The following is a 15341-nucleotide window of genomic DNA, read 5'->3' on the forward strand; positions in this document are numbered from 1 at the left end:
TGAACAATGATTACCTCCCCAAAAGGTGAACTAACTATCCAAACATTGGCAATGCCTGCAAGTACTAACGCTAATGGAGACATTTTTGGTGGTTGGATCGTCTCACAGATGGATTTAGCCGCTGGTGTTTTAGCAAAAAAATTGGCTATGGGACGAGTTGCAACCGTTGCGATTCATTCGATGTCTTTTTTAAAACCAGTGCATGTGGGCGATCTAATCAGTTGTTATGTTACAGTGATTAAACAGGGCACTACTTCCATGACCATGAAGGTAGAAGTATGGGCACTTCCAGCAACACAAAATGAACCCTATCAAGTAACTGAAGGTGTTTTTGTTTTTGTCGCAATTGATAATGAAGGAAAGCCAAGACAGGTACCTAAAAAGATATGACCAATGACTCACCAGAGCTGCACCATTTACTTTCTGAGATGGCCACCTTATTTGAACAACAAGGAGATCCGGAACCTCAGTTATATACATTATTTTTTCAACAACCAGAACTTTCTTTTAAATTAATTAATATTATTAATAACCTGGACGAGCAGCTTGATGAAGAACTTTCTGCTTATTCAGCCTGTGTTTTTGCCTTGGATATCTGTGTAGCACAGCTGCGGGGAGCTGCAGATGCGGGTAATAAAATAAGTGCAAAACAATTAAATCAATTAATGAATCATTTAGCCGAAATTATTAACTCACAAAAACACTCACTTAGTTTTTGGTTACCCATATTAAATTCTTTTTATGAGGCTCACGTTGAATTAACTAATGAATTAAAAAATGCTTATTTTGATTTAGCTAATCAAGAAGAAAATATAAGTGATGGGGAGCCACTCTCTCATTTAGATGCTATTCGTGATTTAATACATGAATTGTCTGATCTTTCTATATTTGAAATTGCAGAAAATTTTTTTGCACAAAGTTACGCTATGCCAGCAGATTTTTTTAGCGATTTAATTCTGGATTTGTACAACATTGAGGAAGGTGCAGATATTGGTTTATTTACTTTGCTGCATCCGAAAACCGAAGTGCGTGAAGTGGCAATTGAAACGTTGAACATGATTATTAATGAGGTTACCTTTTCATCAAATTCACTTTCTCGTTTGCAAACCATTATGAGTTGGTACCCAGAAAAATATCATACTTTATTTAATAGCTGGATCAAGATTCAACGTAAAAAAGGCGTCGTATTTGCTCCTGACCCTGAAAAAGCGACGGCTAAGATCAAAGCTACAGAAGTTGATGGGACAGGTTCACAAGGCATTTTTATTCATGCTCGAAAAAATAAAAAGAACAGACTCTGTGGTTTATTACTGAAATATGATTTAGGTTTAAAAGATGCATGGATAACCCCAATCATTTCCATAAGAGAAGTAGTCAATTATTACCAGCAAGCTTTTGATGAAAACGTCACATTACGTGATGTGGATTTAGCTTATTTTATAATGATGGTTGAACACTTTTTAGCTCTGACAATTGAGCACAATGAAATTCCACGCGTGCAATTTTTAGAGATTCAGGAATTATTGGGTGTACGTTTTCGCCCTCATAAACTGAATGTAGAGGATCTTTTTAATCAACTTAGCATAGAAATCATTCCATTTACTCAAGAGGTAATTTTAAAATCCTTACAACGTTCAAAAGCCTGGCTGAAAAATAAATCGTTTACTGAGTCCTGGTATTTGGAAAATGCTTTAATTGATAAACTAGTTAATCACAATAGTAGTTATGTGGATGGAATTAGAGTATGCCGCCTGGAAACAGCTATGAATGCCGTATTTATTGAAGAAATGGAATTCAATCGTAATCGATGGCAATTTCACTTTTTATGGATTGCTTTGTGGATGAAAGCTAAAGAGCGCAAGAATGAAAAAGTATGGCGGGATAGTTTTCTCATTGCATATACCATTCATCAGGGTACGCCCTTGAGAGACATCCCGGTGATGCAAGAAATTTGCCGGCAAACGGTGATAAATAGTGTGGAAACAATGCAAGAACGAAGAACTCATTTGAGTCAGGAGTAGATGAATGTTCACTGGAATAATAGAGACAATGGGTGAGGTACTAAGTAACCAAAATTATAATGGTGCTAACCGTTTAGTTATTTCAGCAGATTTTGAACATTTGCAAGTTGGCGAAAGCATCTCAGTAAATGGGGCGTGTTTAACCTTATTATCCTCAGAAAAAACTCAATTAAATTTTGATGTTTCTCCTGAAACTTTACAATGTACTGCTTTAGCAAATCTTGCCTCCAAAGATTTAGTTAATCTTGAACGAGCAATGCTTGCATCAACACGTTTCGGTGGACATTATGTTAGTGGACATGTAGATGCTATTGCCCAAGTACATGATATAAAACACCTGAATGATTATGTTGAATTTGAATTAAGTGGATTTGATGCCAATGCTTTATTGTATTTGATCCCCAAAGGAAGTATTACTGTGGAGGGTGTAAGCCTTACAATTAATTCTGTTGCGAATCAGCGTATTAAATTAATGTTGGTTCCCCATACCCTATTAAAAACAACATTGGGAGGATTAACCATAGAACAATGGGTTAATATAGAATTTGATTACCTAACTCGAATAATTGCACATCAACTTCACACGTCTGGTCAATTAAAAATAAGTGATGTTTATTTACAAAATAAGCAAGATTAAATGGTGTTCAAAAAAACTTCAGGTACGTTCGCTAATTTGGAGAAATTTTTTTCTCTCTATTTTTCTTCAATTAACTTTTCTCTATCGAGAAGTTGATTACTTGCCGCATTAGATGCTAATAAAACATGCTCTGCTAATTTAAATTTATCGTGACAATCCAAAATTAATTTTTCTATATCTTCTTTTTTGCCTTTCATGGTTAAAATCCAATAGGCATTATCTTTAAGTTCCTTCCTATTCACTTCAGGGACAAAGAAAGAGAATTGTGATAAATCATATCTCAAACGTTCCTCGGTATAGTTATTTTTTGATAATATTTCTTCCATATATATTCTTGCTTCACGTTCAGTATTAAAAATGCGCATTTCTTGCCAAAAACTGCTGAGACGACCACCATCTGGCAGCATAATTTTTTTAATGCTTTGCGTTAATACAAAATTTGAAGAGCAAGAAAGAGCTGCATAGCAAACTTTTGGTATAAGTTTTTTTAACATATAATTTTCCCTGAGACACCATAGTTTTACAGTATAGTAAAAAATTTATCCATTCGATGAGACAAATACCAAAAATGTAGTTCTAGAAATAATTTGATTGAGAATAATTTTAGCAATAGCTCATGACCCTACTACTGACATTTTATCCAGTATGTAGGGAAAATTGTAAACATAGTCTCATTTTTTGCAGTTATTTAACTATTTTTCTGACTTTCTGAATAGCACGAATTTGCGCCACAGCACGAGCCAATTCAATCGCAGCAACAGAGTAATCCATATCAGCACTTTGATGAGCCATTGCTGCTTCTGCGTGTGTTTTCGCAGCCATCGCAGCGGCTTCATCAAGATGATCAGCGCGTTCTACCACATCAGCTAAAATAGTGACGCAATCTGGTTGTATTTCAAGCATACCGCCTTGAACATAATAAATATCCTGATGACCACCAGGTAAAGTAAGTCTTACTTCACCTGGTTTTAAGACAGTAAGCAAAGGAGCGTGACCTGCAGTAATACCTACTTCACCTAATTCCCCTGTAGCAACTATCATTTCAACTGAACCAGAAAATATTTCATGTTCAGCGCTAACAATATCCAAGTGCGTTGTTATTGTCATATTATCTTGCCTCATAAGGTTTTCGCTTTAGCAACTGCTTCCTCAATGCTACCAACCATATAGAATGCTTGCTCGGGTAAGTCATCATATTCACCAGCAAGAATGCCTTGGAAGCCTTTAATCGTATCTTTAAGAGATACGTATTTGCCGGGAGAACCAGTGAAGACTTCGGCTACGAAGAAAGGTTGTGACAAAAATCTTTGAATTTTACGTGCACGAGTTACAACACGTTTGTCTTCTTCAGATAATTCGTCCATACCTAAGATTGCGATAATATCTTTCAATTCTTTATAGCGTTGTAAAGTTTGTTGCACGCGACGAGCTGTATCATAGTGCTCTTGACCAACAACTAACGGGTCTAACTGGCGAGAAGTAGAATCGAGAGGATCCACTGCTGGGTAAATACCTAATTCAGCAATTTGCCTTGATAAGACAACAGTTGCATCCAAGTGAGCAAATGTAGTAGCTGGTGAGGGATCCGTCAAATCGTCTGCAGGAACATAGACCGCCTGAATCGAAGTAATAGAGCCTGTTTTAGTGGAAGTGATACGCTCTTGCAGCATACCCATTTCTTCCGCCAACGTAGGCTGATAACCTACTGCAGAGGGCATACGACCTAACAGTGCGGATACCTCAACACCAGCCAAAGTATAACGATAAATGTTGTCAATGAATAACAATACATCGCGTCCTTCGTCACGAAATTTTTCTGCCATAGTTAAACCAGTCAAAGCAACACGTAAACGGTTACCTGGTGGCTCATTCATCTGACCATAAACCAAAGATACTTTATCTAATACATTGGAATCTTTCATTTCATGATAAAAGTCATTCCCTTCACGGGTACGCTCACCCACTCCGGCAAACACAGAATAACCACTGTGTTCAATCGCGATGTTACGGATCAATTCCATCATATTAACTGTCTTACCCACACCGGCGCCACCGAACAACCCCACTTTACCACCCTTCGCAAATGGGCACAGCAAATCAATAACTTTAATACCCGTTTCCAATAACTCTTGGCTACCGGCTTGCTCTTCATAACTAGGAGCCTTACGATGAATTGCCCAATGCTCATCCGCATCAATAGGACCTGCCTCATCAACTGGACGACCTAAAACATCCATAATACGACCCAGTGTTTTCTTACCAACGGGGACCTGGATTGGATTGCCGGTGTTTTCTGCTTTTAATCCGCGTTTCAAGCCATCGGTTGTTCCCATTGCAATCGTACGAACTACACCGTCTCCCAGCTGTTGTTGCACTTCGAAAACTAAGTCACCATCAACAAGTGTTAATGCATCATTAACTTTAGGGACGTAATCGCGTGGGAATTCAACGTCCACAACCGCGCCAATAATTTCTACTACAGTTCCTAAGCTGCTCATTATATACCCTCTTATAAAGCGGCTGCGCCACCAACAATTTCTGCCAATTCTTGTGTAATCGCAGCTTGTCTGGCTTTGTTATAAGCCAATTGAAATTCTTTAATTAAATCACCAGCATTATCAGTTGCACTTTTCATTGCAATCATTTTAGCTGCTTGTTCACAAGCAATATTTTCTACTACTGCCTGATAAACCTGTAATTCAATGTAACGTTCTAAAAGATTATCTAACAATTCTTTAGCATCAGGTTCATAAATATAGTCCCAATGATGCCCCATTGTTTTACTGTCTTCCTCTGACTTTGGCAATGGTAGTAATTGTTTCACCAACGGTTTTTGAGTCATGGTGTTAACAAATTCGTTGTACACGATATGTAAGGCATCAATTGTGCCATTATAAAAAGCATCCAACATTACTTTTACGATACCGATAGTGTCGTTAATACTCGGTGTATCACCAAGATGATCTTTCGAGCCCAGCACATTACTGCCTACCCGTTTAAAAAACGCCTGTCCTTTACGTCCAATAACTGCAATATCAACTTCTTTGCCCTGGGTCTTCCAATCACGAATCGTACGCACTGTTTCTCGCAATAAATTTGCGTTCAAACCACCACATAGACCCCGATCTGTAGTCACAACAATAAGACCTATGCGATTAATGTCACGGTTACTCATGAATGAATGTTTGTATTCAGAGTGTGCGCGCGCGATGTGCTTCACCACATTATAGATTTTGTTAGCATAGGGCTTAGATGCGCGCATTCTATCCTGGGTTTTACGCATTTTGCTTGCTGCCACCATTTCCATCGCACGAGTTATTTTTCGAGTTTTGTTAATACTCGAAATTTTCGAACGAATTTCTTTTGCTCCGGCCATATCTCAATTCGCCTTAAATTGATTTACCAACTTGCTGTACGTTTAAAATCCTCAACAGCATTCTTCAATTTTGCTTCAATGTCGCTATCGTAAGCACCTTCTTCATTAATTGATTGCATCAATCCAGCATGCGATGTACGCATGTAATCATGCAATGACATTTCAAATGAGGCAATTTCATTTAATGGAACATCATCTAAATAGCCTTTTTCAACGACAAATAAAGCAACACCCATTTCCGCTACAGAGAACGGCGAATATTGTTTCTGCTTCATGAGTTCCGTAATACGTTGTCCACGCTCTAATTGCTTACGTGTCGCATCATCAAGATCAGAAGCAAATTGCGAAAAGGCTTCTAATTCACGAAACTGAGCTAATGCCAAACGAGTACCACCACCTAATTTTTTCATGATCTTGGTTTGTGCTGCACCACCAACACGCGAAACAGACAGGCCTGAGTTAATCGCAGGGCGAACACCTGAGTTAAATAAATCAACATCAAGGAAGATCTGGCCATCGGTGATGGAAATAACGTTCGTCGGTACGAATGCAGAGACGTCACCGGCCTGAGTTTCAATAATTGGCAAAGCAGTTAATGAGCCGGTCTTACCTTTTACTTCGCCTTTAGTTAGTTTTTCTACTTCTTCAGCATTGATTCTCGCTGCTCGTTCCAGCAAACGTGAATGTAAGTAAAAAATATCTCCAGGATAGGCTTCGCGACCAGGAGGTCTACGCAATAATAATGATATTTGTCGATATGCCCAGGCCTGTTTGGTTAAATCATCATAAACAATTAAGGCATCTTCACCACGTTCCATGAAATATTCACCCATGGTGCAACCAGCATAAGGAGCAATAAATTGCAGAGCTGCAGAGTCAGAGGCACCAGCAACAACAACAATTGTGTGCTCTAATGCACCATGCTCTTCAAGTTTGCGTACAATTGAGGCAACTGACGATGCTTTTTGACCAATGGCAACATAGACGCATTTAACGCCTGTACCTTTTTGATTAATGATGGCATCAATTGCAATTGCTGTTTTTCCTGTTTGACGGTCACCGATAATAAGCTCTCGTTGCCCACGACCAACGGGTACCATCGCATCAATTGCAATTAACCCAGTTTGTACCGGTTGATCTACTGACTTACGTGCAATAACCCCGGGGGCAACTTTCTCTATAGGAGCCATGATTGAGGCGCTAATAGGACCTTTACCATCAATAGGATTACCTAAAGCATCAACTACACGACCTAAAAGTCCATTACCTACGGGTACCTCAAGAATACGCCCTGTACATTTACCTTTTTGGCCTTCAGCCAATAAGGTGGATTCACCAAGAATTACTGCACCCACTGAATCTCGTTCCAGATTAAGCGCCAAACCATAAACACCACCTGGAAATTCAATCATTTCTCCAGCCATGACGTCTTCAAGACCATGCAAACTGACAATACCATCCCTTAAACTAACAACAGTACCTTCATTGCGTGCTTCAGATACTACACTAAAATGTTCTATTTTCTTTCTGATTAATTCGCTGATTTCAGAAGGATTTAACGCTACTTGTTCTGACATGAAAATTATCCTCTAAATTAAGCGGCTAAGCCGGTGCTAAGTTTATTGAGTTTGCCCCGAACCGAGCCGTCGATAACTAAATCTCCTGCCCGAATGATTGCTCCACCAAGCAAGGAAGGATCAATATTGATTTTTAACGAGACTTTGCGCTGTAAGCGCTGACTTAATGATTGGATTAATCGTTCTTGCTGCTTTGCAGATAAGTCAGAATAACTGCTTACCTCTACATCCAGAATTTTTTCTTGCTCTGCACGATGAACCTCGTAAAGAGCACTAATCTCAGGTAACAGCATTAATCGTTTATTTGTAGCCAATAATGCAATTAAATTATTTATTGATTTATTATTATTGGAACCCGCGTTGATTACTTCTTGCAATAACTCAATATGTTGCTCTACTGTAGAGACAGGGTTTTCAATAAACTGTGCGGCTTCAAAATTCAACACGACTCGTGCAAGCGTTATCAAATGTGCTGACCACTCAGCTAATTCTTTCTCTGCTAAAGCATACTCAAAAATGGCTTTAGCATAAGGTCTTGCAATGGTCGTGCTATCAGACATTTTAAATCTCTTCTATCAAGTTATCTAACAGGGTAGTATTTGCTTTAGCGTCCACTTCACGCATTAAAATTTTCTCGGCACCCATTATTGCTAAGGTAGCAACTTGTTTGCGAAGTTCTTCTTTAGCATGATTCACTTGTTGTACTAATTGTTCTTGTGCCAATTTTGCCTGCATTTGCGCTTCTTGTTTTGCCATTTCTTTAGCTTCTTCAATAAGCTGTGCTGCACGTTTATGTGCTTTTTCAATAATGTCCGCTGATTGGGCTTTAGCTTGCTTTAACTCATCTTTGACACGATGTTGTGCTAACTCAAGCTCTTTGCGGCCTCGCTCAGCTGCTGATAAACCATCAGCAATTTTGTCTTGCCGTTCTTCTAGAGCTTTTTCTAATGGAGGCCAAACCAGTTTCATGGTAAATAAAACAAACGCTGCAAAAACCAGCATTTGTACTATTAATGTTAAATTAATGTCCACCGTTATATCTCCTGCAACAATCAGAGCGCTCGCGCGCCCCAATCATTTATAATCAACCCAAGTTGCTTAGGAAAGGGTTTGCAAACGTGAAGAATAATGCGATACCCACTCCAATCATAGTTACAGCATCTAACAGACCAGCAACAATGAACATTTTTACTTGGAGCATTGGCACCATTTCAGGCTGACGAGCTGAGCCTTCCAGAAATTTGCCACCAAGTAACCCAAACCCGATTGCTGTGCCCAATGCACCTAAACCAATTAACAATGCAACCGCAATAACGGTCATACTTTGAACTTGTGCTATTAAACTAGCAGCTTGCATATTTATCCCCTTTAATAATGGATGATGAAAATAAATCAGTTAATGTTCTTCGTGTGCCAAACTAAGGTAAACAATAGTTAACACCATGAAAATAAATGCCTGCAATGTAATTACCAGAATGTGGAATATTGACCAAGCAAGCGCCAGAATAAACTGAGCCATGCCTAAAGTCACTGTACCAAGAGGTGACGTTATTGAAGCATTTAAAGTGAGCAAGGCAATCAAGATAAAAATCAATTCGCCAGCATATAAATTACCAAATAACCGCAGTGCTAAAGAAATAGGTTTGGCAATTAAACCAACCAGTTCAAGCAAAAGGTTAAACGGTATAAATCCAGGATGATTGAAAGGCTGTAAAGTCAATTCTTTAATGAACGTTTTAGTCCCTTTTATTTTAATACTGTAAAAAATAATCAGCAGAAATACCGTGATTGAAAGCCCAAAGGTCACATTTAAGTCATTTGTTGGCACTACTTTCAAGTAGTGCACACCACTTGTTTGCATCAACATTGGTAATAGATCCACGGGAATGATATCCATGAAATTCATCAGGAAAACCCACATAAATATGGTTAATGCCAACGGACCAATTAACTTGCTTGAACCATGGAAACAATCTTTGACTTGATTGTCAGCAAACTGCAACATAAGCTCTGCAAAATTTTGTAACTTGCCAGGGACGCCCGTGGTTACCCTACGCGCAGCAAAATACATGAGTACAAAAATAAAAAAACCAATAATTAAGGAGAAAAATAATGTATCAAGATTCAAAGTCCAGAAACCACCACCTGACCCCATTCTCATCTCACTAACATTATATGTGAGGTACGTTAGATGGTGCTTAATGTAATTTGTGCTAGATACCATTTCAGTCACTTTCGAGCCCATTTTGTTTATTAACAATAATCAAGGGAGTAAACCAATGCGTCATTAAAATCATGATGTATGACATAAAAAACGCCAATGGCGTAATTTTAACCCATACAAAAATTGCCATGAACAGCGCTATAGACAAAATGATTTTTACTGCTTCGCCTTTATAAAAGCTATTCACTATCTGTTTAGCAGATCGCGCACCTTGATACTTAAATAATTTTCTTGCAAAATATATATTAGGAACAACACAGACCATACCGCCAAGTAATGCTGAACTTGCGGCATTAACTCCATATACTATTGCACATAACGCTGCAAAAACTAATACTGCGCCTAACTGTAGCAGCCACAATCGCACTATTCCACGTTCCCTTAGCTGTTTGTTCACATATTCACCTAATATTCACCGCGCGGATTATAAGACATTCTCATTTAATGATCAACGGTCGTAACTGTATTTCTTGACTTTATCAATCAATAGCTAAATATTGTTTATAAAACTAAAGAAAATAAAATTGACGATGCTAAGGCTCCACAAATATTTAAAAACATTAAAGCAATGTTTAAAGAGGTGCAAAAACCTAAAGTTGATGATCTTGAAGTAACTGATAAAAATAAATTTGATCGTTAAAACAATATAAATTTAAAAAGATAATGTTATGCCAAATGATAAATTTCATGTTTTTGAACACTTAAATTCAAATAAAAAAGAAGAATCTCCTGAATTAAACTTAAAAAATCTAAGGGAGCAAACACGCACCCTGCAACGCAAAAATAATGAGTTAGTCAGTAAAATGGGAATTGGATCAATAAATTGCCAGTTCTAACTCTAGTGATAATTTACAGGAATTAGATATGCAAAAAAATGATATTCTATCTCAGATTAAATCTGCCAATTATGAAAAAAAATAAATACACTGCTTGAAAAAATACGTAAACTAGAAATTAATCTTAAGGAGTATTCTGACGTAGGAGGCAATTCGCCTTATGTATTATAACAAAGCGGCTTTTCATGTCTATACTTAAAAGTAGGGGACGTTTTATCTTAACTCAGATAGTACGTAGCGTTTGTAACCTCGCAAAGGAAGGAAAGAACATGCCTGATAAGACTCAACACACCGCAGCTAGCCTGCAACAAAAAATGTTGGCTCGTTATAGTGACGGCAACCATCACAAGCATAACAAGCATCACCTGAAATACCGCCAACATTGTCGCTCTCATCCATCCAATCAACACAACATTATAAATAATAAAGAAGAATTAACTGGGTCGACTGGATTGTTGCGTGAATTTAAATTAAGAAAAATGAGAAAACGACCCGATAAAGGACACGTTCATTAATCTATTTCGGCTATTAGCTATTTAACGTCAGTAGAGATGGTATTAACTTGCTTTGTTCGAATTGAGGTAAAGACTGGAGTTTATCCATCACTGACGTTAACATGCTGAGTCATCTAGGACGCTTAGAATACACTTTCAACGAGAGATCATACGGCTATTTTTGATAGACCAAATATTTAAGCATTTTAACTACATGAACTACACCATGTGTATGTCTGGCAATATTAATTACGGTTATCGCTTGCTTCGGACGCACATCACCCATTAAATACACAACACCATCTGAGGTAATCACTTTAAACGCATTAGGGTCAATTGAAGAGTCAGCAAAAATTTGACTACGAATTTTCGTTGTAAGCCAACTGTCTTTTAATGAATTTGATGGAGTATTACTCAATCGCACTTCATTAAACAAACGCCTGTATCCTTTAACTTTGTTTAGGCGTTGCCTTAATTCAGCAAGTATTGCCGGAGTTGGCAAATGACCTGCTATTAAAATATCACCATTAAAAACAGCGATATCCAAAACACAATTAGGGTTTCTAAATAATGGATCAATGGCTAATGCATTATTCACCTTAACGTATAAATGATAATCATCCAATTTTTTATAAACATTATGTCGATCATACACCATTGAAGCACCAGTCCATAAACCACTACTTCCTGAGCAAGCAAACAGACCGATCAATGTCAAGGTAAATAGTAAAGCAAACCATCCTTGTTTCCACATATTAGCGAATATAGCGGAAAATTTTAACAACTTTTTTTACACCATTAACGCGTCGTGCCACATCAACTGCTAATGATGCTTGCTGATCCGTAACGATACCCATTAGGTATACCGTACCATCTTCGGTTACAACACGTATAGAACCTGATTCAAGTCCTTTCCTGGCAAGCATACTGCTTCTTACTTGACTGGTTATCCAACTGTCTTTTGTACGTTGCGTTAATGGGATTGGATTGCCTACAGTTATTTCGTTATAAACACGTGGTGTCCCTGAAGCATTTTGCGCTACTTTTTCAGCTAAAACACGTAACGACGCAGTGGGTGTTTGTCCGACAAGTAAAACACTACGATTAAAACTTGTGACAAGAACTCGCGAATTAGCAAATTGTCGATTAGTAACAATTCTAGTGTGAATTATATGAAATAATCGTGCATCTGCTTCAATAGTCATCATGCCACGCTTATCATAAACCATCCCTACCGCAGCCCCGGTAACGACTACCGCAACACAGCTACTAAGCAATGTTGCCGCTAAAACCAAGGTCGTAGTTTTTAATCTAGAACTTAAACTCATTTTTTATCCTAAAACTTGACCAAATAATGACTGATCAATTAAATCACAAAAACAATGTAATATAAATAAGTGCATCTCTCTTATTCGTGCTAAACTGTCAGATGCTACACGCAATTCCATATCTTCCGGACCTAAATGAGTGGCAAGAACCCCACCATCACGACCGCTTAAGGCAATTGTATCCATTCCTCGTTCATTAGCAGCCTGCAATGCGTGCAAAATACAATCAGAATTACCGGTAGTAGTTAATAAAAGTAATACATCCTTTTCTTGTCCTAGAGCCTGTATTTGTCGGGCAAAAATCTGACTATAATGATGTTCATTGGCAAAGGAACTGATGCTACTTGCATCGGAACTTAAATTAAAGACCGGTAAGGACGGTCGCTCTACTTCAAAATGATTCAACATCGCACTGGAAAAATGCATGCAGTTAGCGCTTGATCCACCATTGCCACACAATAATATTTTACCATCACCTAGCAAACAATTAACTAAACGTTGCCCTGCTTTAGCAATTGCGCTGGATAAAGCATCTGCGAGTGCTATTTTTGTTTCGATATTTATACCAAAAAGATGTCTTATTCTTTCTTCCATTTGAACCATTTTTAAACCTTAATTCGTGTTAGCCTAATTTAATAATCCACTCCAAAAGCATCTTTTAGCCACGTAATCGATGCTGATTTTCCGTCAATACTAATTACATCAAAGCGCATTGCCAAATTGCTTTGTTTATTATGAGTCATCACATAATGTAAGGCTGATTTTATTATTTTTTGTTTTTTAGCATAGTTAATACTTGCCAGACCGCCGCCAAAATCAGCAGAAATGCGTGCACGTACCTCAATAAAAACCAAATAATCATTATCGCGCATAATTAGATCAATTTCACCTAATCTACAACTGTAGTTTTGTGTAACTAATTTAAGGTTTTGTGCTACTAAATAAACCAATGCCTTTTCTTCAGCAATACGTCCTTTCTCACGAGTAGTCAATCAGCTTGCCTCACCTAGAGAATGGGCAAGACCTTGTCTAAATTGTCCCCACTCCAACACTCGCGCTATTTGTTGTGAGGGTTTAAGATATAAAATACCCTCTCCAGAAGTCAATTCATCTGCAGGAAACACCATTAACTGATTTAATTGCGATGCTAATAGATAACTATCCTTCCCTAAGGCATATAACCTATTGTAACTGTTAAATTGCTCTGGCCAATTGCGGCTACCCATTTGGTGAGAAAACACCCAGGGAATGTCGCAGAAAATAATACCATCTAAATCTTTATCTTTTAGTGCGTTAGCACTGCCACCATACATACTAGCTGTAGAATAAATTGGTACATTCGCCGCATAGTAATAGTTTAACAAAGGCATAATTTGTCGCGCTTTAGAAGGATATGCCAATAAAAAAATCATATCAAAATCCTGACGCCGGCTAACAATAGATTGGATGTTATAACCTAATAAGTCTTTTAGCTGTTTTTCGCGTTGCTGACTATCAGTAATATGAAAAAAATCCTTTATTTTTTTATTTAGATCATTCTTTGTAGCATACAATAATGTATCCACAACACGACCATTTTTCTTTTGCCATTGTTGGATGAATGCTTTACTTACTTCTTTACCCCATTCATTACCTGGAGCAATAATTAATGCCCGATGATACCCTTTGCTACGCGCTTTAATAGCTACCTGCTTTGCTTCATTTAAAGGAAACAGTCCAAATAAATAAGAGTTTTCCTGTACATTAACATCTGAGTCGTTCAAGAGCAAGGTAAGGACCGGATGTGGCAATGCTGCGACAGCAGCTACTTGGGATTTAATTAAGGGTCCGACGACATAATCAGCTCCTTCAGCAAGTGCTGTTTGATACAGAGAAGCCGCATCACCCTTATTGTTATCATAGGTTTTAACAGATACAGAGGCTTTTTTATTGCTCTGCATATAAGCAGCCATAAAACCATCGCGAACTGCCATTCCAGGACCTTCCAAGCTGCTACTTAATGGCAATAAAAGTGCTACCTGCTTTGGCTGCACCAGCATTTTATTGGCAATAGAATCCAGAGGATTAGGTAAAATATTTGTTGCTGGATGATTTGGAAACTGAATTTGCCATTGCTCTAAAGCCGCAAGCAATAATGTGTTATTCTCGCGATGTTTATGCGAAATAAGCGCTAACTGCAACCAGCCTTGTAATTCGAATTGATTATTTGTCTCAGCGATTACTGCATCTAATTCAGTAGACGAAAGATGGATTAAGGTTAACCAAAGATGGCGACGATTATTTTTTTGGCTGAATTGATCATGAAGTAAATGTTCTAGCTTAATGCGCTCAGTGACTGATTCTAGGATTTTATCCGTAGCAAAATAGGCTTGTGCCAATAATTCATGCAATTGTACTTGTTGATAATAAGAGCGTTTATTCTCCTCTGCTATCGTTGATAATTTGCTTAAAGCCACTTTAGGTCGATCGCGCATAATAGCAATCTGTGCTAATAAAATATTTTTTTCATCCACGAGTACCGGGGTTAAATCTACAGTCTGTGCTAAAATAGTTGCACCCTGATGCCAGTTACCCTCAGAAATTGCCCGGCCTGCAGCTTTAAGCAATGATTTTTGTTTTTTGCTTCCTTCTTGATTTTGAGCTTGGCTCAGATAGCTCGAAACAGACTTTACATAAGGATTTTTTGGTTTTTTCTTTACAACAACTGGAGTGAATGTGGAACTTGTCGCCGTCGTTAAAGAGGAGTTCACTGCAGTAGTACACTGACAGAGAAAGCAAGTAGATGTCAACAAGTTAAGTACATAAATTTTATATAATTTTAAATACATGTGTTGTAAGACACCTAATA

20 protein-coding genes are annotated in these 15341 nt (G+C 37.9%); 5 read left to right on the top strand and 15 right to left on the bottom strand.

The window, feature by feature from the left end; genetic code table 11:
* Window positions 1–6: 6 nt before the first annotated feature.
* Genes WA877_RS02780 through ribE form a run of 3 tightly spaced genes read left to right on the top strand, consistent with a single transcriptional unit; the run spans window position 7 to window position 2658 of the window.
* Window positions 7–390, top strand: a complete 384-nt coding sequence (locus WA877_RS02780; protein ID WP_425169412.1) for an acyl-CoA thioesterase — start codon at window positions 7–9, stop codon at window positions 388–390.
* The gene (locus tag WA877_RS02785) at window positions 387–2021 is read left to right on the top strand and encodes a hypothetical protein (protein ID WP_425169413.1); all 1635 of its coding nucleotides are present in this window, start codon (window positions 387–389) and stop codon (window positions 2019–2021) included. Before WA877_RS02780 ends, WA877_RS02785 begins: the two co-directional genes overlap by 4 nt.
* Before the next feature lie 4 nt (window positions 2022–2025).
* Window positions 2026–2658 (top strand): riboflavin synthase, encoded by a 633-nt coding sequence (gene ribE, locus WA877_RS02790; protein WP_425169414.1) that lies wholly within the window; start codon window positions 2026–2028, stop codon window positions 2656–2658.
* A 56-nt stretch (window positions 2659–2714) separates the two neighbouring features.
* Here ribE and WA877_RS02795 read toward each other — a convergent pair whose 3' ends face one another.
* From WA877_RS02795 to WA877_RS02840, 10 genes are all read right to left on the bottom strand, one after another.
* Window positions 2715–3152, bottom strand: coding sequence for a hypothetical protein (locus tag WA877_RS02795; RefSeq protein ID WP_425169415.1), 438 nt, complete (start codon window positions 3150–3152; stop codon window positions 2715–2717).
* A gap of 190 nt (window positions 3153–3342) precedes the next feature.
* On the bottom strand, window positions 3343–3765 hold the full coding sequence (locus WA877_RS02800; RefSeq protein WP_425169444.1) for a F0F1 ATP synthase subunit epsilon: 423 nt from the start codon (window positions 3763–3765) through the stop codon (window positions 3343–3345).
* A gap of 11 nt (window positions 3766–3776) precedes the next feature.
* Window positions 3777–5156, bottom strand: coding sequence for a F0F1 ATP synthase subunit beta (gene atpD / locus WA877_RS02805; RefSeq protein ID WP_425169416.1), 1380 nt, complete (start codon window positions 5154–5156; stop codon window positions 3777–3779).
* Window positions 5157–5167: 11 nt separating this feature from the next.
* Entirely contained in the window at window positions 5168–6034 is an 867-nt protein-coding gene (atpG, locus tag WA877_RS02810; RefSeq protein WP_425169417.1) for a F0F1 ATP synthase subunit gamma, read from the bottom strand.
* 23 nt (window positions 6035–6057) lie between these two features.
* Window positions 6058–7611 (bottom strand): F0F1 ATP synthase subunit alpha, encoded by a 1554-nt coding sequence (atpA, locus tag WA877_RS02815; protein ID WP_425169418.1) that lies wholly within the window; start codon window positions 7609–7611, stop codon window positions 6058–6060.
* Between the two features lie 17 nt (window positions 7612–7628).
* Window positions 7629–8171 carry a F0F1 ATP synthase subunit delta gene (locus tag WA877_RS02820; RefSeq protein WP_425169419.1) on the bottom strand — a complete coding sequence of 181 codons (543 nt, stop codon included), beginning with the start codon at window positions 8169–8171 and terminating at the stop codon, window positions 7629–7631.
* 1 nt (window position 8172) lies between these two features.
* Entirely contained in the window at window positions 8173–8643 is a 471-nt protein-coding gene (locus tag WA877_RS02825; RefSeq protein ID WP_425169420.1) for a F0F1 ATP synthase subunit B, read from the bottom strand.
* A 52-nt stretch (window positions 8644–8695) separates the two neighbouring features.
* Window positions 8696–8968 (bottom strand): F0F1 ATP synthase subunit C, encoded by a 273-nt coding sequence (gene atpE / locus WA877_RS02830; RefSeq protein WP_425169421.1) that lies wholly within the window; start codon window positions 8966–8968, stop codon window positions 8696–8698.
* Window positions 8969–9007: 39 nt separating this feature from the next.
* Window positions 9008–9835: a F0F1 ATP synthase subunit A gene (gene atpB, locus WA877_RS02835; RefSeq protein ID WP_425169445.1), complete on the bottom strand. Its 828-nt coding sequence runs from the start codon at window positions 9833–9835 to the stop codon at window positions 9008–9010.
* A 1-nt stretch (window position 9836) separates the two neighbouring features.
* The gene (locus WA877_RS02840; RefSeq protein ID WP_425169422.1) at window positions 9837–10232 is read right to left on the bottom strand and encodes an ATP synthase subunit I; all 396 of its coding nucleotides are present in this window, start codon (window positions 10230–10232) and stop codon (window positions 9837–9839) included.
* A 271-nt stretch (window positions 10233–10503) separates the two neighbouring features.
* Here WA877_RS02840 and WA877_RS02845 point away from each other — a divergent pair, with 271 nt between their 5' ends.
* Complete coding sequence (locus WA877_RS02845; RefSeq protein ID WP_425169423.1) at window positions 10504–10671, top strand: hypothetical protein; 168 nt, start codon at window positions 10504–10506, stop codon at window positions 10669–10671.
* Between the two features lie 269 nt (window positions 10672–10940).
* A complete protein-coding gene (locus WA877_RS02850) occupies window positions 10941–11186 on the top strand; it encodes a hypothetical protein (RefSeq protein ID WP_425169424.1) in 246 nt (81 codons plus the stop codon).
* Window positions 11187–11340: 154 nt separating this feature from the next.
* Here WA877_RS02850 and WA877_RS02855 read toward each other — a convergent pair whose 3' ends face one another.
* From WA877_RS02855 to WA877_RS02875, 5 genes are read right to left on the bottom strand one after another with little or no spacing between them, the layout of a single operon-like run.
* A complete protein-coding gene (locus WA877_RS02855; RefSeq protein WP_425169446.1) occupies window positions 11341–11919 on the bottom strand; it encodes a BON domain-containing protein in 579 nt (192 codons plus the stop codon).
* 1 nt (window position 11920) lies between these two features.
* Window positions 11921–12493, bottom strand: a complete 573-nt coding sequence (locus tag WA877_RS02860) for a BON domain-containing protein (RefSeq protein ID WP_425169425.1) — start codon at window positions 12491–12493, stop codon at window positions 11921–11923.
* A gap of 3 nt (window positions 12494–12496) precedes the next feature.
* Complete coding sequence (locus tag WA877_RS02865; RefSeq protein WP_425169426.1) at window positions 12497–13096, bottom strand: D-sedoheptulose-7-phosphate isomerase; 600 nt, start codon at window positions 13094–13096, stop codon at window positions 12497–12499.
* A 29-nt stretch (window positions 13097–13125) separates the two neighbouring features.
* On the bottom strand, window positions 13126–13485 hold the full coding sequence (locus WA877_RS02870; RefSeq protein WP_425169427.1) for a YraN family protein: 360 nt from the start codon (window positions 13483–13485) through the stop codon (window positions 13126–13128).
* The gene (locus tag WA877_RS02875) at window positions 13486–15321 is read right to left on the bottom strand and encodes a penicillin-binding protein activator (RefSeq protein WP_425169428.1); all 1836 of its coding nucleotides are present in this window, start codon (window positions 15319–15321) and stop codon (window positions 13486–13488) included.
* Window positions 15322–15341 lie beyond the last annotated feature (20 nt).

It is taken from the genome of Legionella sp. (assembly GCF_049790535.1).
Classification (GTDB): Bacteria; Pseudomonadota; Gammaproteobacteria; order Legionellales; family Legionellaceae; genus Legionella.

What these genes read in the sequence shown, in the direction of transcription:
- WA877_RS02780 (WP_425169412.1), top strand. Translation starts at nt 7, where the DNA reads ATGATTACCTCCCCAAAAGGTGAACTAACTATCCAAACATTGGCAATG.
- WA877_RS02785 (WP_425169413.1), top strand. Translation starts at nt 387, where the DNA reads ATGACCAATGACTCACCAGAGCTGCACCATTTACTTTCTGAGATGGCC.
- ribE (WP_425169414.1), top strand. Translation starts at nt 2,026, where the DNA reads ATGTTCACTGGAATAATAGAGACAATGGGTGAGGTACTAAGTAACCAA.
- WA877_RS02795 (WP_425169415.1), bottom strand. Translation starts at nt 3,152, where the DNA reads ATGTTAAAAAAACTTATACCAAAAGTTTGCTATGCAGCTCTTTCTTGC.
- WA877_RS02800 (WP_425169444.1), bottom strand. Translation starts at nt 3,765, where the DNA reads ATGACAATAACAACGCACTTGGATATTGTTAGCGCTGAACATGAAATA.
- atpD (WP_425169416.1), bottom strand. Translation starts at nt 5,156, where the DNA reads ATGAGCAGCTTAGGAACTGTAGTAGAAATTATTGGCGCGGTTGTGGAC.
- atpG (WP_425169417.1), bottom strand. Translation starts at nt 6,034, where the DNA reads ATGGCCGGAGCAAAAGAAATTCGTTCGAAAATTTCGAGTATTAACAAA.
- atpA (WP_425169418.1), bottom strand. Translation starts at nt 7,611, where the DNA reads ATGTCAGAACAAGTAGCGTTAAATCCTTCTGAAATCAGCGAATTAATC.
- WA877_RS02820 (WP_425169419.1), bottom strand. Translation starts at nt 8,171, where the DNA reads ATGTCTGATAGCACGACCATTGCAAGACCTTATGCTAAAGCCATTTTT.
- atpE (WP_425169421.1), bottom strand. Translation starts at nt 8,968, where the DNA reads ATGCAAGCTGCTAGTTTAATAGCACAAGTTCAAAGTATGACCGTTATT.
- atpB (WP_425169445.1), bottom strand. Translation starts at nt 9,835, where the DNA reads ATGGTATCTAGCACAAATTACATTAAGCACCATCTAACGTACCTCACA.
- WA877_RS02845 (WP_425169423.1), top strand. Translation starts at nt 10,504, where the DNA reads ATGCCAAATGATAAATTTCATGTTTTTGAACACTTAAATTCAAATAAA.
- WA877_RS02850 (WP_425169424.1), top strand. Translation starts at nt 10,941, where the DNA reads ATGCCTGATAAGACTCAACACACCGCAGCTAGCCTGCAACAAAAAATG.
- WA877_RS02855 (WP_425169446.1), bottom strand. Translation starts at nt 11,919, where the DNA reads ATGTGGAAACAAGGATGGTTTGCTTTACTATTTACCTTGACATTGATC.
- WA877_RS02860 (WP_425169425.1), bottom strand. Translation starts at nt 12,493, where the DNA reads ATGAGTTTAAGTTCTAGATTAAAAACTACGACCTTGGTTTTAGCGGCA.
- WA877_RS02865 (WP_425169426.1), bottom strand. Translation starts at nt 13,096, where the DNA reads ATGGTTCAAATGGAAGAAAGAATAAGACATCTTTTTGGTATAAATATC.
- WA877_RS02875 (WP_425169428.1), bottom strand. Translation starts at nt 15,321, where the DNA reads ATGTATTTAAAATTATATAAAATTTATGTACTTAACTTGTTGACATCT.